We start from the raw sequence: 18,090 nt of genomic DNA, 5'->3' as shown, positions 1-18,090 counted from the left end.
ATTCCGGCATTGTCCGCTGATGGCTTAATGCAGTGCCCTTGCCGCGTCACTGCCCTTTGCCTTGCGCACGCGCTTCTGCTGATACATTTTTTCATCGGCAAAGCCGATCAGCGCGATCGTTTCGTTGCAATCCCCGGGATAGACAGCAATCCCGATGCTGGCCCCGACCGTGATGCTAAGGGCATCAATCTCAATCGGGCGCTGGATCGATGCCGCGATTTTCTGGGCCACCCATTCGGCTTCATCGCGTCCGTTCACCGCATCGGCAATCACCGCAAATTCATCCCCGCCCAGTCGGGCAACCGTATCGCCCTGACGCACGGTATTCTTGATGCGTTCGCCGACCTTGCGCAGGACCTGATCGCCGATTTCGTGACCATAACGGTCATTGACCGGTTTGAAACCATCCAGGTCAATATAAAGAAGCCCGATCGAATGGCCTTCGTTTTCCGCATGCCCACATGCAACTTCAAGCCGGTCTTCAAACAGCAACCGGTTGGGCAACCCGGTCAGGGCATCATGATTGGCCTGACGCCACAATTCCTGTGCGTTTTCCATGTGGCGTGAAATGTCAAAACCCATCTCGACGAAATTGACATCCGATGTTGTCGGATCGGTTATCGCGCTGACCACGACATTGGAATAAAAGAAATCCCCGCTTTTGCGGCGGTTGCGCACTTCGCCTTCCCAGGTGCCATTGGCACGCGCCGCCATCAGGATCTCGTCGAGTGCCTCGGCATTTTCGCGCTGGGCACGCAGGAATGATAACGGCTTTCCGATTGCTTCGTTTGGCAAATATCCGGTCATCGCGGTAAAGCCCGGATTAACCTTAAGGATCGTGCCCGTGTCATCGGCGACAACCACACTGTTTTTTGATGCCCGCAGAACCTGCTCGGATAAGCGCGCGTCAAAGCTTGCAACGATCTGGTTCTGACGGGTCCAGGCATAGGCCGCACTGCCGATCGCAATCAGGAAAATGAACGCGGTCGAAACAATCGTCAGCGTGTCACGTTCGGGCGACAGCAACTGTTCAAGCACATCATTGGGCAACCGTGCCCCGACATACAGGTTCAACCGGCTGCTTTTTTCCTGATCACTGCCAAAGATCACCGACAGGGACCGGTTGGAGTTGCGCGCCAGAAGAAGATCGGAAACATCAAGCCGCTGGACCGAATAGAAACCGCTATCAACCCGGAAACTTTGCAATCCCAGTTGCATGCTTTCCCAGGCTTTCGGGTAACGGTCACCGATCACCGCGGGCATCCCGGTCAGTTCTTCGGACCAGTTTTCGCCCGGCTTGCCGCCCAGCATCCAGCCGCCATCGCCATCCAGAACAAACGGTTCTGCCCCGTCAAGTTTCAGCGACTTGACCACTTCTTCAAGTGTCGATGCCGCCCGAAGGTTCAAGACCACAACGCCATGGCGTTCCCCGAACCGGTCAAAGACCGGCGCCGACAGCCGGATAACCGGCTTGATCGGCTTTTCGATCTGGCCAAACTCCTCGTTCAGATCGACACCCGATATATAGATCGTCCCGCGCGGCGCATTGCGGGCCAGCTGGAAATAGGGTCGCTCGCTTTTGTTCTGAAGTTCGCGTCTGGGCACGGAAAACGGAATGCCGCTGCCGTAATTGACGCGCACGATTTCCATGCCATCATTGTCAAGCAGCCTGATCTGGTCATAAATCCCCCGCCGCAGCGAAAAGACCGCAAACTCGTCCGCCACCTGATCAAGACTGGCCGTCCCGGCGATCACCGCATCGATCTGCTGGCTTTCTGACAGGATCAAAAGATCGGAAACCACGATATCGATGCGTTCGCGCAATACCGATATCGATTTTTCCAGTGCATAACGCTGGTCATCGGAAATGACCTTTTCGCGCACGGCACTGCCTTCCCATGACAGCAACCCGACCACAGCCAGGAACACGGCACTCAGCGGTGCGAAACACACCAGAAATGACTTCACATGACCGAATCTGATCATCGCTTTCCCGCTGTTTGATGAACCATGTTCCAAGCCTTTTCTGGCTGGCACCGTTATGGAAATCCTATTCATAACAATGATTTCAACAAATCATAACGCATCAACCGGCATTCGCATACCGCTTGTCGGGCTGATCACGCGATATTGTCTCCATGCCCCGGCACCCTGACGCCACAACCGCGCAATGACGATGCCGCGAATTGGCCAATCATCCTGACATGATCCTGTCAGCAGCCCCCTGCTACCTTGCCCCCATCACAACCTTTATTCATCTGGCAAGGTCTCCTCATGACACTCATGACACCCATGACTTATGTTGAAAACCTCTGGCTCTTTTTCGTTCTGTTGTCGGGCATCATTATCGTGCCCGGCATGGACATGTTTTTTGTCATTGCCAATGCCCTGACCGGTGGGCGGCGTGCCGGGCTTTCGGCCACCGCCGGCATCATGCTGGGCGGTGTGTATCATACCTTGCTTGGCGCGATTGGCATCAGCGCCCTTCTGGCGATTGCGCCTTGGCTTTTGAATGTCATGCTGTTTGCCGGTGCGGCCTATATGATCTGGATTGGAGTGACTTTGATCAAAAGTGCCATCACGGTCGGGACCATCCGGGCAGCCAGACCGTCTTCACTCTGGATCGCCTTTCGCCAGGGCATGATTACCTGCATGCTCAATCCCAAGGCCTATTTGTTTATTTTCGCCGTCTACCCGCAATTCATCCGTCCGCAATACGGACCACTTTGGTCACAAGCACTGGTAATGGGAATCATGACGGCGGCGGTCCAGCTTGCTGTCTATGGCGCACTCGCACTTGCGGCGGGAACAAGCCGCACCCTGATCACCGGCAACCCGACCGCAACCATCTTTATCGGTCGCGCCGCCGGGGCATTATTCATCGGCGTCGCCCTTCTGACCGCCTGGCAGGGCGCAATGACCCTGAACTGAACTGAACTGAACTGAACTGAACTGGGCTGAACTGGGCTGAACTGAACTGAACTGGACTAGGCTGGGCTGGGCTGGGCTGGGCTGGGCTGGGCTGAACTCAACTGGACTGGACATCCCAGCTTGCAGGCTGAACTGAAGGGCATCGGACCCATCCGAGTCCGTGTCCGAATGCGGGTCAGGCTGGGATCGGACTGAAGAGAGCTGAAGCACGCTTAAATGGGCAGAAATGGATATAAACACACATAACTGGCCGCCCCCCTGACGCCGCACTCCAAATCACCGTTCCTGCCCTGCCCCGACCGATCCAGCCGTGATCTGTCTTAAGTCATCCTGATCAGAGATAAGACCGGATGATGTCAAATGACATGCAGACCGGACGACGCGATCCGGTACGGATCACGCGGATGGCTAGAACGTAAAACACCCGCGAACCGGATTGGCGCGCGGGTGTTTTGACTATTCAGCCAGATTTAATAATCAGGCTGATTATTCAGAAATTTTAAAGACCGGAAGCACCGAACCTTCGTATTTGGTTTCGATGAACTGACGGATCGCATCATCGTGATAGGATTCAACCAGGGTTTTGACCCACGGTGCGTCCTTGTCCTGGGTGCGGGTGACGATCACGTTGGCATACGGGCTGTCATTGCCTTCGATCGCGATCGAATCCTTGATCGGGTTCAGACCGGCTTCAAGCGCGTAGTTGGTGTTGATCGCCGAGGCATCAAGATCCGCCAGCGAACGCGGCAGCTGTGCAGCGTCCAGTTCGACAAAGCGAATGTTTTTCGGGTTTTCAATCACGTCAAGCGGACTGACAACCAGACCGACAGACGGATCAACCTTGATCAGGCCCTGTGCCTGCAGCACCAGAAGCGCACGACCGCCATTGGTCGGGTCGTTCGGGATGCCGATTTCGGCACCGTCTTCAAGCTCGTCCAGGCTTTTGATCTTGTCGGAATAAATGCCCATCGGGGTCAGGATGTTGTAACCGACAACCGCCAGGTCATAGCCACGATCCTTGATCTGGTTGTCCAGATACGGCTTGTGCTGGAAGCTGTTGGCCTGAAGATCACCATCATCAAGCGCCTGGTTCGGAATGACATAATCCGAGAAGCTGACGATTTCGATATCAAGGCCCTTGGTCGCCGCAACCTTGACGACTTCTTCCATGACTTCTTCATGCGCACCCGGGGTAACGCCGATTTTGATTTTTTCGTTGGCAAGTGCCTGACCGGTCAGGGCCGATGCCAGAACGGCCGCAGCCGTCAGTTTAAGCAGAAACCGCATTGTAAAAACTCCTTGTTTTCGCTGTTTTTTGCGGGAATTTCAAAATATGAGGGTTACTCATATATTCCGTTTGTCGGCTTTGCGCGCCATCCAGTCGCCGGAGCTTTGAACCGCCTGCACAACCACAATCAGGGTAATCACCACAGCCGCCATCACATCGGGGCGGAACCGCTGATAGCCATACCGAATGCCAAGATCCCCAAGACCGCCGGCACCAACCGCCCCGACCATCGCCGAATACCCGATCAGGGTGACGGCGGTCAGGGTCAGGCCATGAATGATGCCGGGCAAGGCTTCGGGCAGAAGCACCTTGGTCACGACCTGAACCGGGCGGGCGCCCATGGCCTGGGCAGCTTCGATCAGGCCGCTATCGACTTCGCGAATGGCGCCTTCGATGATGCGCGCGATGAACGGGATCGCCGCCACGGTCAGCGGGACAATCGCCGCAGATGTGCCGATCGAGGTGCCGACGACAAACCGGGTGAACGGAATGATCGCAACGGCCAGAATAATGAAGGGCACGGAACGGGTCGCATTGACGATCGGACCAAAGATGCGCTGGAACCAAAGGGCCTCGAACAGCTCCCCCCGGCCGGACGTCGCCAGAAGCACGCCAAGCGGCAACCCCATCGAGGTACCAAGCGCCAAGGCAGCCGCCACCATATAAAGAGTTTCGCCGGTTGCCTGAAGCAAGATCGGTGCGAGTGTTGAAAACATGATTAACCCTCCTGCCCGCTGGATTGGTCGCTGGATTGACCGGCGCGAAATTCGACAAATTCATCGGCCAGAAGCGATTTGGTGGTGTCATGGACCGGGTTGGCAAAGATGCCGTCAACCAGCCCTTCTTCGACAATCACCCCGCCATCCATCACCGCCACACGATCACAGAGCGCCTTGACCACCGCCATTTCATGGGTGATCACCACCATGGTCAGACCAAGGCGTTTGTTGATGTCTTTAAGCAGATTAAGGATCTGACGGGTGGTTTCCGGATCCAGGGCCGAGGTGACCTCGTCACACAGCAAAACCTTCGGGCTTGATGACAGCGCACGTGCAATGCCGACGCGCTGTTTCTGGCCACCGGACAGTTCGGCCGGGTAGCGGTCACGCTTTTCCTCAAGCCCGACCAGCGGCAACAACGGATCGACGGCGGCGGCAATCTCGGTCTTGCTGGCACCGGCCAGTTCAAGCGGCAATGCGATATTGTCATAGACCGTGCGCGACGACAGAAGATTGAAGTGCTGAAACACCATGCCCAGCTGACGCCGAAACAGCGGCAGGTCACGGTTGGAAAGCTTGGTAACGTCGGTGCCATCCACAATCACCGAACCCGAAGTCGGCGTTTCAAGCAGGTTGATGCAACGGATCAGGGTGGATTTCCCGGCACCGGAACGGCCAATGACACCAACAATCTCGCCGGCTGCGATATCAAGATCGATACCGCGCAGCGCCGTATGTTCGTCACTGCCACGTCGTGCAGGATAAGTCTTCTGGACGTTCGAGAGCCTGATCATGGACCTCAACCTTTCCGTAGATACAAAAAAAACCGCCGCGGCTTCACCGAGGCGGTCGTACATACGGAGCATATACGCCCTCTCGCTTTAGCCGCATTTTTATCGCGCCCGCAAGCTGAGGAGCAAATCGGCGCGTTCGATGTAACCTGTGTACCCCACTGAACGCAGTTCATCAATGGCAATGATCATGCATTTTACGCATGGCTTTTATGATCGGCAAATATACAACACTAAAACTTTGTTCAACCAACCTCGCCGTCACGGCGTCACAAATGCCCGCTTCCCCCGTCTAGTTTTGGTCAACATCAATGCGGGATTGGACAGATGGCCTATGCCGACCGGATCAGTGACCTTGCCAGAACCCTGGCGCAATACCCGACCGTGGTAACGGTAACGGGCAACAAGGTTGATGTACGCACCAAGGCACAGCTTTCAACTCTGTCCTCGGAAACAGCGTCGCTGCAAAAGCTCGCCGCCGAAGGGGACGCTGCCCTTGCCAGTGGCAAATGCCCGGATGCCGCCACCCTGTCATCGCGCCTGCAATCTGGCGCCGGTCAAATCGCCGCCACCCTGTCTGCCTTTGGCGCACAGGATGCAGAACGCCTGAAATCCATGAGCATCTTCAGCAAACAGAAATTCGATGCCAGCGCCACGTCACGCTATCAGGCAGAAAAACGCTTTGCCGATGAAGTCAACAGCCTGCTAACCCAGGAAGCACAGGCGGTCGCGAAGTTGGAAAGTGGCACCAAGCCAGCTCCCACACCGCAGCCCGATCCGAAACCCCAACCAACCCCACAACCAACACCAAAGCCGGAACCGACGCCCACACCGACACCCGGCCCCACACCTTCTCCGCAGCCGGAACCCACACCCGTACCGTCTCTTCAGGACGTTATCGCATCGCTGCCAGGATATTTGCAGATCACCATTCCCGATGCGGTTGCGAGCTATGATGCCGATAGCCTGAAAAATGCGTGTGACGAAGCTGGTGCTGCCGCAATCAAGCTCGGCGTGAAAACACCGGACGGGATAATCGATTACGCGACCATAAAGTTTGAAGGCGGACCAGATGTCACCACCCAGCCTTGGGCGAGTTCGATTCTGAAGGATTCAGCACTTGGCACCATAGATGACCGGGTTGATGTCTTGAAGAACGCGCTTCAAGCCAAGCTGCGGATCGCCGAAGCGATGAATGACATTCCATCCCACGAACCCATCAGCCGTTGAGGATGCCATGGCAAATTATACCGTCCAACTGACAGCCCCCGTCGGCGTTTATCCGTTTAACACGGTGCGCATCTCGCTAACCTGCTTGGGTCAGCCACAACAGACAAAGGATTTGGTTCTCACTCCGAATGTGGCGGCTTCTCATGTGTTTAACATCGCGAACGGTACATGGAGGCTGCAAGTTTCCGGTATGGGCTTCGTCCCGATAGACGAGCAGGTTGTTGTAAATAACGATGCGACCGATATCAAAAACCTGACCGTGATTTATTACACGCTTCATACGGATCGTGACAGAGACGGTGTACTCGACGCTGCCGGAAACATTAATCAGATCAGCCCGCAAACTGTCACGTTCGGGATAGCCGGGCGCGGAGCAATCATTCCGGTCAACTGCAATCGTGACGGCAATAATGCCGTTGTTGGGCGCACGGATAATCAGGACCGCGACATTAACGGCAACAATGATCTGGTGACAGGTGTCGCAAGGCTTGAAATTCGGCAAACAATTGTGGCGCCTGTTGCAGGCCCGGCAGCCCCTGTACCTGTCGGCTGGGGCCTTAAACTCTGGCTCGGCAAAGCCAGAAACACGGATGCCGCGGCCAGAAATCATTTCCGAATTTTCGATGGAGACGCCAATAACAGCGTTGAAATCATCGGGCCGGAAACCGCAGATGAGGCAAATATCACAACCGCCTCTGTTGGTGCTGCCAAAGCATACGGTATTGAGGCTGTCAGATTTGCAGGACGGAATTTTGCGTCCGGTCAAGGCATCATCAGCCTGTTCATCATTCAGCCCGAAGTAACAGGCGCGAACAATCCGACATATATGTATGCCGAGCGTATCGTTGCCGCACGCTGGATTGGCAATCATCACCGGCAAACGGTTTCGCGCATTTATGTCGTCGATGCCAACAATGCCAATTTTCAGGCGGCCCTTGGCGTTCCCGTTGCCAACGAAAACCCGCCCTATGCCCTGACATTGGCCACACCGGGAGCGTCGGCACTTACAAACGTTCCGTATCTGAACGGAAATGTCTGGCAGAACTTCATTGCGGCAGGAAGATTAGCGCGACCTGCTGTTAGCAGGGATCGCTGGATGCGCGATACCATTGTTTCGGGTCACAGTGTCTGGCCAGGAAACGGAGCAGGTGTCCAGAGCAAGGACGCCTTCATGAAAACTCACCGTTGGCGGTCCTTGCAGAACTGGATTTACCAAACTCTGATCAGCCAGAATGTAGGGCTGTATTACCCTGCGGCAGGGAGTGCTGACGGCATTAATGATGGCAATTCCGGGGGTAATATTGCCGTTACGCCCCCGGTGCAGAAAACGGTGAACGGAGCCACAACCTATTACCGATATGGACGCATCTATTTTGGCAACAATGTCCAGAGCACCGTGGATCAAAGCAGCAGAGAATTCTTTGATGCGCAGAACATGCAGCCGCCAATCACACTGGACACTGACTGGTTGGCGGTTGGCCATGTGGACGAGATGATGACATTCGTTCCGGACAACAACCCGGCCAATGCGTTCAAGAAATGGAAACTTCTGGTCGCCAGCCCGGCAACAGCCTATGGCATCCTGCGCAACAACAGGAACGCACATGGCAACGCGCCACTTCTTGCCCGCCCGCCACATTCGCCGGGCAATGCGACCCCGAATTTTGCCGGACTAGGCATCGGCAATGCCATAGATGCGACAGGTACGATCACCGACTTTCTTGGCAACGGGCAGGCCCCAACAAGCTGGCAGGATATCAATACCGGAAACCTGCAAAACTACACATATAAACAACTCAGAGACTGGAACATCAATGGCGTTGAATATCTGATCAATCAGAACATCCGTCGATTAAAGGCAGCGTTCGATCTTACGGACAATGATATCATCAGGGTGCCCGTAATCTTCATTCCAGTGCATCAGATCAATGGTAACTTCACAATGGCCGACAAGGTCAGCTTCTGGACAATGGGCGCAGATAACGGCTTCAACATTTATCCGGGCCGAGAATGCGGTTTCCGCAGTGGCGCCATGACCGGGGATATGGTCAATATGTTCGTCGGGAACGACAAACTCATGATCCCCAAGCCTTTTGGCCCCTGGATTGTCGACAACACAATGCCCAATAACGGACATGATCTGTTTGAGGACGATATCAGACAGAAGATTGCTGCAATTCAGAACGGTCCGGAATGCGTCTTTATTGATGATTGGGACGACTACCATGTCGCGCATGGCGAGATTCACTGCGGCACAAATGAACTTCGCGCGCCCTATGACGGCCAGACGGCCTTTGGTAATGCGCGCTATGCAAACTGGTGGACGGCGGTCGATGCCTGATATCATCGCACATGAAAAGGGAGTTTCCCGATGAGTGCACAAAGCGACTATCAACAGGCTCTCAAAGAGATTGCCAGTCTTGCAAGCTCGATGGAAGATCGCATCTCCAATCGTCCCGCCCCTTACACGGTTGATCAGATTTTCCGTCGATATAGCGGCACCATCGCCACCCCGATGATTGACGATCTCAAAGCCGGGGTCTGGAAAAAATGGGAAAGCTGGCAGCTTGGCGGGGCAATATCATATCTGGGAAGTTACGGCACATCAGCCGCCGTCGCGCCGCTGCGCGAGATCGAACAAAACTATCCGGTCACGGATATTCAGATACAGGCCAAAGAACTGGCCGACCTTTTGGCAACGCTTGACGTCGCTGTTTCAGAGGCAAGACAAATCCCACAAGTGCAAGATGCAATAAAAAGCGGCGATGCCGATCAAATGGCGCGGAGCATGTTGCTTGGACTTGCGCAGATCGATCCGGACTGGCCGGTGCGCGCATCGGAAATCCAGACAAAGCTTTTTGATTTGTCTGCTGACAGTTTCCCGGCAATCAATGAAATGGCAGGCGGGAAACTCAGTCAGGATGAGGTGACAAAGGCGCTGGTAGAAATCCTGTTTGAAGATTTCACATCAGGGTCGGGGACACCATAAGCACCGGAGAATAATCAGCTTTCAGCCTTCTTCTCCCACGCGCCTTGCGGGGATTGTTGCCAGTAGGAAAGCTTGTGCCCGGCGTCTTTCCAGTCTTTCCAGCGGGTGCGGGCCTCGGCCACCGCGTCGTGGTCACGGTCATCAAACAGCATGATGACGCGTTCGTAATCGGCGACCTTGTCGCTCATCGCCCGGTCGGTCAGAAACAGGAACTGGGCGCCATTGGGGTTTTCATCATCCGTCGTCAGCCAGACCGGCTGCATTTCCGGATCGCCATCGGACTTGGACCCGTGCGGGAGCCAGCTTGCCGGATCATAGGTCCACAGAAGCGTGTTGATCGCATCAATGCGCTGTTCATTGCCCGTCATCACCACAGCACGTTTTTCCCGCTCCAATGTTTTGGACAGCAGGGTCGGCAAGGCGCGTTCCAGCGGCAAGCTGGTGAGATGATAGAACCAGATATCAGCCATAGCCAATTCAGTAGCGCGAAAGCAAAAACGGGGCAAGATGATCATCACCCTGCCCCGCATAAATCACATCACAAAACGTGATCAGTTTTCGTAGTTATCGGCCACAAAGCGATCAAGCAGGCGCACGCCAAAGCCGGTACCGCCTTTGGGTACGACTTCCTTGTCGGCAGTCGACCAGGCCATTGCCGCGATATCAAGATGCGCCCACGGGCGGTCCTTGGTGATAAAGCGTTTGAGGAACTGGGCCGCGGTAATCGACCCGGCCGGGCGACCGCCAACGTTTTTCATATCGGCAATGTCGGATTTAAGCTGCTTGTCATAGGCCGGTGACAGCGGCAGACGCCACACACCTTCATCAACGGCAAGACCGGCCGTTGTGATCTGGGCGGCCAGATCGTCATTATTGGAAAACAGACCGGCATTTTCATGACCAAGGGCAATGATGACCGCCCCGGTCAGGGTCGCCAGATCAACGATCAGACGCGGATCATATTTTTCCTGCACATAGGTCAGCGCATCACACAGAACCAGACGGCCTTCGGCATCGGTATTGATGACTTCAATGGTCTGACCCGACATCGAGGTCACAACATCACCCGGACGCTGCGCGGTCGAAGACGGCATATTTTCAACCAGTCCAAGAACCGCAACCACATTGCATTTCGCCTTGCGACCAGCCAGGGCCTTCATCAGACCGGAAACGACACCGGCACCGCCCATGTCCCATTTCATGTCTTCCATGCCCGCCGCCGGTTTAAGAGAAATACCACCGGTATCAAAGGTCACGCCCTTGCCGACAAAGGCAATCGGAGCGTCTTTTTTCTTGCCACCGTTCCAGCGCATGACAACCATCGCCGGTTTTTTGGCCGACCCCATGGCAACGCCCAGAAGCGCGCCCATGCCGAGCTTTTTCATTTCCTTTTCATCAAGGACGTCAATTTCGACACCGAGCTTTTCCAGTGCGGAGACTTCCTTGGCAAAGGTTTCCGGATAAAGAACGTTGGCCGGTTCGGATACCAGATCACGGGTAAAGAACACGCCTTCGACGACCTTTTTGGCGCTGTCGAACTGTTTCTTGGCGTCCTTGTGGTCGCGGGTGGCGATATCGAACGCCTTAAGAACCGGCTTGTCTTCCTTGGTTTCGGTGGTGCGGTATTTATCGAAGCGATAATCGCGCAGCATGGCACCGGTTGCAAAATCACAAGCCAGGTTTTCCATATCGAACAGAACGGTAAGTTCCTTTTCCCCGGTCGCCAGGGCGCGCGCCGTAACCGAGCCGCCAAGCTTCTGGGCTGCGATCACGTCAAATTCGGCTTCCTTGCCAATCCCGAAAATGATCACGCGCGACAGATCGACATTTGCCGGTGCAAGGATCTGGAGGCTTTGCCCCGACTTGCCCTTGAAGGTCGACGACTTGATCGCCTTGGTGATCGATCCACCGGTTGCTTCATCAAGCGCAACCGCACTTGGCATCAGATCAGCCCCCTCAGTCGCAAAGGCAATAACGGCACCGCTGGACGGAATGGCGAGATCGGAAAACGTGATCTTCATGGTGAACAGGACTCCTGTCATGTTTCGGGGCGCGCGGCCCTTTCAAAAGCAGCCGCGTTGAAATTCTGCCCCTAATCTAGCGTGAATAACGCGCTTGAAAAGCCTTATCATCGAAAAACACAGGGTTTTCACGTAAGAGCAACCTGTTGCCCCCGTGATTTGGCATGCGTCAAAATTGCGCAACGTCAAAGACAGCATTTCAAACACCGCTATGATCGCCCCATTACATCCAGGAGGCCGATCATGCCCGCCAAGCCCGCCCCGATTTCGATCACCGAACCGGCCGTTCGTTCCCATCCGTTCTGGAGCGGGGCGTTTCGCCCGCTTTTTCTGTTGGCCGGGATCCTTGCGCTTGTTGCCGTCGTCTGGTGGGTGGCGGGCTATGTCCACGGAATTGCGGTGCCAAGCCTTGGCACGCCATCCTTCTGGCATGCCCATGAAATGATATTCGGATTTGGCGGGGCGGCGATTGGCGGATTTTTATTGACCGCGATTGCCAACTGGACGGGACGACCACCCGTTGCCGGGCCGATGTTAATGGCCCTTACATCAACATGGATTTTGGGGCGTTTGGTCATTGGCTTTGCAGAAAACCTGCCGCCGCTTGCCGTGATTGTCGGGGCACTGGTCTATTTCGTGTTTCTGATTGCGTTGGGGGCGCGTGAACTGATTGCGGCGCGTAACCTTAAGAACATGCGGGTATTGGCGGTGATTGGCATCATCGCGCTGTTTGACGGGTTGTTTGTTGCATCCTGTGTTGATGTCCTCACCCTTGATCCGGTGATGCTTTATCAAACGGCGATCCTGACGATCATTTTGCTGATTGCGCTGATTGGCGGGCGGGTGATCCCGGCCTTTACGCGCAACTGGATGCAACGCGAACAGATTTCGGCGCCCCTGCCCGTCCTGTTTGGCCGGTTTGACATGGTGTGTCTGGCAAGTATCGCACTTGCCATCATCACCGTGATCATCACGCCCGATGCGGCCCTGCCCGGTTATGTGTTGTTGATGGCAGGCGTGCTTCATGGCGTGCGCCTGATGCGCTGGCGCGGGGTTCACACTTGGCGCGAACCGATTGTTGCCATGCTGCATCTTGGCTATTTCTGGGTGCCGGTCGGATTGGGACTTTTGGGGGCATCGATGATCTGGCCCGATGCCATCGGATCGCGCGATGCCTTGCACGGGCTTACCGGCGGGGCGATGGCCTGCATGATCATTGCGATTGCCGGGCGGGCCGCCCTTGGCCATACGGGCCGCGAATTGCGTGCCAGCATGCTGCTTAATGCCGCCTTTGGCCTGATCTGGTTTTCAACCGCGTTTCGGATAGTGGCCGGGCAAAGCAATGCGCATTATGTCACCATTCTTGCCATTGCGACCTTGATGTGGGTTGGCGGATGGCTGGCTTTCCTGATCGGCTATGGTCCGGTTCTGCTGGGACCGTCGCAAAAGAAAACAGGTGGCATTCCGGTGCGTTAAACAATCGCACCCTAAAAATCAAACAGCGAAAGCGACGGGTTGGATTTGATATATTCCACATCGCCGTTATCGATATCCCCCGTGCTGTGCCAGCCATGCATTTCGTAAAAACCGTGCGCACGGTTTTTCGGGTCCGCCCCGGTGGTCAATGAAATGTCATTGCATCCCTGTGCAAACAGCCATTCCTCGGCCGTGCGCAGCAAGGCCGCACCAACGCCGCGCCCTTCGAAATCGGGATCAACGAAAAGCGCCCAAAGCGTCGCCTCCGCCGGGATGGCGATGGCAAAACCGGCTGCTGATCCATCCAGATCGGCAATCCAGATGCCATAGCCATCGGCAAGCCATTTGCCAAAAGCCGCCTTGGTGACGCCGCGTTCGGCAAGCTCGGTCGCGGAAAGATGGTTTTCGCGCACACGGCTTCGAATGGCAAAGATGGCGCCGACATCACCCAAACGTGCTTTTCGAATTTTGATGCCAGCCATGCCGCGTTTCCAGATGCGTTAAAACCGCGCGCACTTTAGCCAAGCCGACGAATTACGCTACTAAAAACGTCATGATTGTCAGGCGCCGGTGCCAAGGTAATCTTCGTCACTGACCGGCTCCAGCCAGTCAACAGGCGATCCGTTCAGTTTTTCCTGAATGGCGATATGGGTCATGGCCGTTTCGGGCCCGGCACCATGCCAATGCTTTTCGCCGGGCTCGAACCAGACGATATCACCGGGGCGGATTTCCTCGACCGGGCCGCCTTCGCGCTGTGCCCGGCCAACCCCGGCCGTAACGATAATGGTCTGGCCTAGCGGATGGGTGTGCCATGTGGTGCGTGCACCGGGTTCAAACGTCACATTGGCCGCTGCGACCCGTGCCGGATCGGCAGCACTTATGATCGGTTCGATCCGCACCCGCCCGGTGAAATATTCCGGCGATCCGGTGGTGGAGGCCTGTGACCCTGCGCGCTTGATATCCATGACGTTCCTGCCTTTTTACCTATCACGTTTTTGAAAGAAGTTTCACCGGCTGGCGCTTTGGCCCCCAGGTTCCCGGGTTGGCCTGAAACACGCCGGCGCAATGGGTGCCGCAAGTCTTGCAGGCCCCGTGGGTATCAAGATTCCAGTCTGATAACTGATACCAGTCCCGCCCGATCAGGATATCGCCACAGCCATGGCAAAAGGTGCTGCTATGGGATTTGTCATGAACGTTGCCGACATAGGCATAGCGAATGCCGTTTTGCATGGCGATCTTGCGGGCGCGCACCAGTGTTTCGGGCGGGGTACGCGGCGTATCCATCATTTTCCAATCCGGGTGAAAGGCCGAAAAATGCATCGGCACATCCGGGCCAAGTTCGGACTGCACCCAGCCGGTCATTTCATCGAACTCCGCATCCCCGTCATTCTCGCCGGGAATGACCAGATTGGTCAGTTCAAACCACACCCCGGTTTCCTGTTTGAGGTATTTAAGCGTTTCAAGAACATCGCGCAGATGGGCGGAACAAAGCTGATGATAAAAGCGGTCGGTAAAGCCCTTAAGGTCGACATTGGCCGCATCCATATGGCGGAAAAATTCCTCGCGCGCCTGATCCCCGATATAGCCCGCCGTCACCGCCACGGTACGCAATCCCATTTCCCGGCAGGCCTGGGCGACATCCACCGCATATTCAAGGAAAATCACCGGATCGTTATAGGTAAAGGCAACCGATGAACAACCATATGCTTTGGCCGTTTTGGCAATCATTTCCGGGGTTGCCAGCGATGAAAGCTTGTCCATCTTGCGGGCTTTGGAAATCTCGTAATTCTGGCAGAACTTGCAGGTCAGATTACAGCCCGCCGTACCGAATGACAGGATCGGTGTTCCCGGCAGGAAATGGTTAAGCGGCTTTTTCTCGATCGGATCAATGCAAAAGCCCGAGGATCGCCCCCAGGTGGTCAGAACCATCTGGCCCCCTTCGCGGGCCCGGACAAAGCACAAGCCCCGCTGCCCGTCATTGAGCTTGCAAAAACGCGGGCAGACATCGCACTGAATACGTCCATCATCCAGATGGTGCCAGTAGCGGGCGGGGACGGTATCGACCTGCGGGGTGGTCATGTTCATGGCGCGGGCTTTCTTTTGGCAAAGCTTCCTCTTTGAAAATCTAGTCCTGATCGCTATCTTTTTCAAAAGGTCGCTGAGAAATCTCCTGCTGTAATGAGCATCTAACTTTAGGACAACGCATTGGATATTTTAGAACACTTCCTTTCCCGTGCTCCTCACAAAGTTTGGCTGGCCAGCTGTGAAATTAGAAAGTTACGCGATAGAGATAAGCTTCTCGAAATTTCCGAGCACTTGAAAAAAATTAGAAAGGAGACAAAAAACGTCTTTAAGAACAGTGGCCCTGGCTTGTTGTCTAATGATTACCACCTGAACTTTGCATTGAAGAAACTGAGCTTCATTAGAGAGACTGAGGCTTGCCAATGCGAACTTTACCCAAGCAACATGTTTTTCAATCCAAACAAAGAAGCGGAGGAAGGATTCGTTGTCATAACTGATAAAATGGAAGACGCCCAAAACTGGTCCGCGGACTATAGATGCGAATGCACAATTTGTGGGAATAAATTCAGCATCCAACAGGGAGAATATCACTACACTTGGTACCATTGGACCAATTTGAGTCCAAGTGTTCCGAACCACTCTGAAACATCGCTTCAAAGGGCTTTCAGGTACATTAGAGAAAAGCTATGAGCATTATTCGCCCCCCTGCCGTTGCCGGAACTTTTTATCCTGCGGATGCCGATATCCTGCGCAGCGAGATTGACGGGTTGATTGATGCTGCCTTGCATGCCGATGCCACGCAGAATGCGGCCATTCCCAAGGCGATCATTGTGCCCCATGCCGGTTTGATGTTTTCGGGAAGCCTTGCCGCCCTTGGCTTTGCCACGGTGCGTGCCCTTAAGGGGAAGATAAAGCGCATTCTGATCATTGGTCCGGCGCATCGCATGGCGTTTCAGGGCATTGCGCTGGCCAAGGCCGATGGTTTTGCCACCCCGCTTGGCACGATGCGCTGTGATCTTTTGGCCCTGCAAACCGCGCTGTCGCTTCCACAGGTTCAGATGCTTGATGACGCGCACAGGCTTGAACACGGGCTTGAGATCGAATTGCCGTTTATTCAGCGCCTGTTTGGCGAAAATACCGATATCGGGATTGTGCCGCTTCTGGTTAGCCGGTGCAACCCGCGCCAGGTCAATGAAGTGATTGAAAAGCTGTGGGGTGGTCCGGAAACCCTGATTGTCATTTCATCGGACCTGTCACATTTCCATGATTATGACACCGCCCGTCGCATGGATGGCAATACACGCAAAATGATCGAGAATTTCGACGCGGAAAATATCGGAAGTGATGATGCCTGTGGTGCGCTTCCGGTGGCGGGGATGTTGCTGTCGGCACGGACGCGCAAAATGCGGATCGAAACATTGGGCATGCGCAATTCCGGTGATGTCACGGGGGATAAATCCCGTGTGGTCGGCTATGGCGCCTGGGCACTTTATGAAGAAAGCAGCCAGCCGATGACCACACCAGACAGCACCGAAGACAATTTCGCCAAGGCGACCGAGGATCTGATCAAGGCCCATGGCCCGGCCATGCTTGATCTGTGTCGCAAATCGATCCTGCACGGGCTTGAAACCGGCGCACCATTGCATGTATCGCCGGGCGAAGTCGCCCCGGCCCTTGCCGCACCGGGAGCATGTTTTGTCACGCTGAAGAAATCCGGGCAATTGCGTGGCTGCATCGGGTCGATCATTGCACACACCGATCTTGCCACCGATCTGTGTGAAAACGCGTTCAAGGCAGCGTTTCGTGATCCGCGCTTTGCCGGTCTGACACAGAACGAGATCAATGATGATCTTGAGCTTTCGATCTCGGTCCTGTCACCGCCCCACCCGTTTCCGTTCAAAAGCCAGGACGATCTGATTGCCAGACTGACCCCGTTTGAAGACGGCATCATCCTGTCGGATGGCAATCGGCGGGGCCTGTTCCTGCCACAGGTTTGGGATCAGTTGCCCGATCCCGGAGACTTTGTCGCCCACCTGAAACGCAAGGCCGGATTGCCGATGGATTACTGGTCAGACAGCCTGCAAGCCCAGCGGTTTATTACGCGCGGCATCGCAGGCCGTAATGTGACGCCACGCGGTTTCTGGCGCGATGCCTGATATGTCGAGCAACCAGGCACGCGATCAAAGATATGACGACTTTCTTGAAGTGGCTGCGAAATGGGAGGGCTTCTGGGGCCTTTATCATCATGGCTGGTTGCTTCATACCAGTAGCGGGCAAACATTCTGCCCGGTCTTTGCCAACCGCGAGGATGCGCAAAGCTGGGGGGCGAGCATTCAGACAAATCATGTTCCCGTGCCCATCACCCTGATTGATGCCATTGAACATATCGTACCCGATTGGCGGGAAAACGGGGTGATGGCCGGTGTTTCGCCCACACCCGCCCTTGCGCCGGTTATGGTCGCGCCGGGTGATCTGAGCGCGGATTTGCTGGGCGCGCTCAAGACAGCGATGGCCAAACAGTTTGGCCGGACATAGGTTAAATTGCCAGGCATGCCAAACGCGGGCTGGACCTTGGGCGTAAAATTCCCTATCCCCATCAATCATCATTTTCACGCCAACGAAC

The 18,090-nt window shown here is 55.2% G+C and carries 16 protein-coding genes, 1 pseudogene and 1 riboswitch; of the genes and pseudogenes, 8 read left to right on the top strand and 9 right to left on the bottom strand.

All coding sequences use genetic code 11. From position 1 onward, the window contains the following. Nucleotides 1–24: 24 nt before the first annotated feature. Nucleotides 25–1,986 (bottom strand): diguanylate cyclase domain-containing protein, encoded by a 1,962-nt coding sequence (locus tag WA429_RS16795; RefSeq protein WP_068518218.1) that lies wholly within the window; start codon nucleotides 1,984–1,986, stop codon nucleotides 25–27. Nucleotides 1,987–2,274: 288 nt separating this feature from the next. Between WA429_RS16795 and WA429_RS16790 the strand changes: the two genes are divergently transcribed. Beyond that, nucleotides 2,275–2,931, top strand: a complete 657-nt coding sequence (locus WA429_RS16790; protein ID WP_287466336.1) for a LysE family translocator — start codon at nucleotides 2,275–2,277, stop codon at nucleotides 2,929–2,931. 486 nt (nucleotides 2,932–3,417) lie between these two features. On the opposite strand, the gene WA429_RS16785 is transcribed toward WA429_RS16790, so the two are convergent. From WA429_RS16785 to WA429_RS16775, 3 genes and pseudogenes are all read right to left on the bottom strand, one after another. Then, nucleotides 3,418–4,218 carry a MetQ/NlpA family ABC transporter substrate-binding protein gene (locus tag WA429_RS16785; RefSeq protein WP_101247979.1) on the bottom strand — a complete coding sequence of 267 codons (801 nt, stop codon included), beginning with the start codon at nucleotides 4,216–4,218 and terminating at the stop codon, nucleotides 3,418–3,420. A 57-nt stretch (nucleotides 4,219–4,275) separates the two neighbouring features. Beyond that, entirely contained in the window at nucleotides 4,276–4,935 is a 660-nt protein-coding gene (locus tag WA429_RS16780) for a methionine ABC transporter permease (RefSeq protein ID WP_068518220.1), read from the bottom strand. Between the two features lie 68 nt (nucleotides 4,936–5,003). Next, nucleotides 5,004–5,732, bottom strand: a pseudogene (locus tag WA429_RS16775) (methionine ABC transporter ATP-binding protein); the annotation flags it as partial. 66 nt (nucleotides 5,733–5,798) lie between these two features. After that, nucleotides 5,799–5,876, bottom strand: a riboswitch (SAM riboswitch). A 180-nt stretch (nucleotides 5,877–6,056) separates the two neighbouring features. Between WA429_RS16775 and WA429_RS16770 the strand changes: the two are divergent. The 3 genes from WA429_RS16770 (at nucleotide 6,057) to WA429_RS16760 (ending at nucleotide 9,948) form a co-directional block, all read left to right on the top strand. Then, nucleotides 6,057–6,959 (top strand): hypothetical protein, encoded by a 903-nt coding sequence (locus WA429_RS16770; protein ID WP_287466334.1) that lies wholly within the window; start codon nucleotides 6,057–6,059, stop codon nucleotides 6,957–6,959. Nucleotides 6,960–7,149: 190 nt separating this feature from the next. Continuing rightward, entirely contained in the window at nucleotides 7,150–9,300 is a 2,151-nt protein-coding gene (locus WA429_RS16765; protein ID WP_181848899.1) for a protein-arginine deiminase family protein, read from the top strand. A gap of 30 nt (nucleotides 9,301–9,330) precedes the next feature. Next, entirely contained in the window at nucleotides 9,331–9,948 is a 618-nt protein-coding gene (locus tag WA429_RS16760; protein ID WP_114112668.1) for a hypothetical protein, read from the top strand. A 14-nt stretch (nucleotides 9,949–9,962) separates the two neighbouring features. Here WA429_RS16760 and WA429_RS16755 read toward each other — a convergent pair whose 3' ends face one another. Beyond that, entirely contained in the window at nucleotides 9,963–10,418 is a 456-nt protein-coding gene (locus tag WA429_RS16755; RefSeq protein ID WP_068518225.1) for a DNA polymerase III subunit chi, read from the bottom strand. Nucleotides 10,419–10,499: 81 nt separating this feature from the next. After that, nucleotides 10,500–11,969, bottom strand: coding sequence for a leucyl aminopeptidase (locus WA429_RS16750; protein WP_068518304.1), 1,470 nt, complete (start codon nucleotides 11,967–11,969; stop codon nucleotides 10,500–10,502). A gap of 243 nt (nucleotides 11,970–12,212) precedes the next feature. Here WA429_RS16750 and WA429_RS16745 point away from each other — a divergent pair, with 243 nt between their 5' ends. Beyond that, a complete protein-coding gene (locus tag WA429_RS16745) occupies nucleotides 12,213–13,445 on the top strand; it encodes an NnrS family protein (protein WP_287466332.1) in 1,233 nt (410 codons plus the stop codon). An 11-nt stretch (nucleotides 13,446–13,456) separates the two neighbouring features. Here the strand turns inward: WA429_RS16745 and WA429_RS16740 are convergent, their stop codons facing one another. The 3 genes from WA429_RS16740 to amrS all read right to left on the bottom strand — a co-directional run bounded on the left by WA429_RS16740 (nucleotide 13,457) and on the right by amrS (nucleotide 15,530). Beyond that, on the bottom strand, nucleotides 13,457–13,927 hold the full coding sequence (locus tag WA429_RS16740) for a GNAT family N-acetyltransferase (protein WP_287466331.1): 471 nt from the start codon (nucleotides 13,925–13,927) through the stop codon (nucleotides 13,457–13,459). Nucleotides 13,928–14,005: 78 nt separating this feature from the next. Further along, nucleotides 14,006–14,410, bottom strand: a complete 405-nt coding sequence (locus WA429_RS16735; RefSeq protein WP_101247971.1) for a (R)-mandelonitrile lyase — start codon at nucleotides 14,408–14,410, stop codon at nucleotides 14,006–14,008. Between the two features lie 22 nt (nucleotides 14,411–14,432). Next, a complete protein-coding gene (gene amrS, locus WA429_RS16730) occupies nucleotides 14,433–15,530 on the bottom strand; it encodes an AmmeMemoRadiSam system radical SAM enzyme (protein ID WP_287466330.1) in 1,098 nt (365 codons plus the stop codon). Nucleotides 15,531–15,650: 120 nt separating this feature from the next. On the opposite strand from amrS, the gene WA429_RS16725 reads away from it, so the two are divergent. From WA429_RS16725 to WA429_RS16715, 3 genes are read left to right on the top strand one after another with little or no spacing between them, the layout of a single operon-like run. Further along, on the top strand, nucleotides 15,651–16,157 hold the full coding sequence (locus tag WA429_RS16725) for a hypothetical protein (protein ID WP_287466329.1): 507 nt from the start codon (nucleotides 15,651–15,653) through the stop codon (nucleotides 16,155–16,157). Then, entirely contained in the window at nucleotides 16,154–17,623 is a 1,470-nt protein-coding gene (gene amrB, locus WA429_RS16720; protein WP_287466328.1) for an AmmeMemoRadiSam system protein B, read from the top strand. The genes WA429_RS16725 and amrB overlap by 4 nt, the downstream gene beginning before the upstream one ends. Before the next feature lies 1 nt (nucleotide 17,624). Continuing rightward, complete coding sequence (locus WA429_RS16715) at nucleotides 17,625–18,002, top strand: DUF2750 domain-containing protein (protein WP_287466327.1); 378 nt, start codon at nucleotides 17,625–17,627, stop codon at nucleotides 18,000–18,002. Nucleotides 18,003–18,090 lie beyond the last annotated feature (88 nt).

The sequence above is a fragment of the Thalassospira sp. CH_XMU1420-2 genome (genome assembly GCF_037029325.1).
In the GTDB taxonomy this organism is placed as follows: Bacteria; Pseudomonadota; Alphaproteobacteria; order Rhodospirillales; family Thalassospiraceae; genus Thalassospira; species Thalassospira povalilytica.
This window is presented reverse-complemented; position numbering and strand designations above follow the sequence as displayed.

Excerpts from the sequence above, each read along its gene's own strand:
- WA429_RS16795 (WP_068518218.1), bottom strand. The coding sequence starts at position 1,986 with ATGATCAGATTCGGTCATGTGAAGTCATTTCTGGTGTGTTTCGCACCG.
- WA429_RS16790 (WP_287466336.1), top strand. The coding sequence starts at position 2,275 with ATGACACTCATGACACCCATGACTTATGTTGAAAACCTCTGGCTCTTT.
- WA429_RS16785 (WP_101247979.1), bottom strand. The coding sequence starts at position 4,218 with ATGCGGTTTCTGCTTAAACTGACGGCTGCGGCCGTTCTGGCATCGGCC.
- WA429_RS16780 (WP_068518220.1), bottom strand. The coding sequence starts at position 4,935 with ATGTTTTCAACACTCGCACCGATCTTGCTTCAGGCAACCGGCGAAACT.
- WA429_RS16770 (WP_287466334.1), top strand. The coding sequence starts at position 6,057 with ATGGCCTATGCCGACCGGATCAGTGACCTTGCCAGAACCCTGGCGCAA.
- WA429_RS16765 (WP_181848899.1), top strand. The coding sequence starts at position 7,150 with ATGGGCTTCGTCCCGATAGACGAGCAGGTTGTTGTAAATAACGATGCG.
- WA429_RS16760 (WP_114112668.1), top strand. The coding sequence starts at position 9,331 with ATGAGTGCACAAAGCGACTATCAACAGGCTCTCAAAGAGATTGCCAGT.
- WA429_RS16755 (WP_068518225.1), bottom strand. The coding sequence starts at position 10,418 with ATGGCTGATATCTGGTTCTATCATCTCACCAGCTTGCCGCTGGAACGC.
- WA429_RS16750 (WP_068518304.1), bottom strand. The coding sequence starts at position 11,969 with ATGAAGATCACGTTTTCCGATCTCGCCATTCCGTCCAGCGGTGCCGTT.
- WA429_RS16745 (WP_287466332.1), top strand. The coding sequence starts at position 12,213 with ATGCCCGCCAAGCCCGCCCCGATTTCGATCACCGAACCGGCCGTTCGT.
- WA429_RS16740 (WP_287466331.1), bottom strand. The coding sequence starts at position 13,927 with ATGGCTGGCATCAAAATTCGAAAAGCACGTTTGGGTGATGTCGGCGCC.
- WA429_RS16735 (WP_101247971.1), bottom strand. The coding sequence starts at position 14,410 with ATGGATATCAAGCGCGCAGGGTCACAGGCCTCCACCACCGGATCGCCG.
- amrS (WP_287466330.1), bottom strand. The coding sequence starts at position 15,530 with ATGAACATGACCACCCCGCAGGTCGATACCGTCCCCGCCCGCTACTGG.
- amrB (WP_287466328.1), top strand. The coding sequence starts at position 16,154 with ATGAGCATTATTCGCCCCCCTGCCGTTGCCGGAACTTTTTATCCTGCG.
- WA429_RS16715 (WP_287466327.1), top strand. The coding sequence starts at position 17,625 with ATGTCGAGCAACCAGGCACGCGATCAAAGATATGACGACTTTCTTGAA.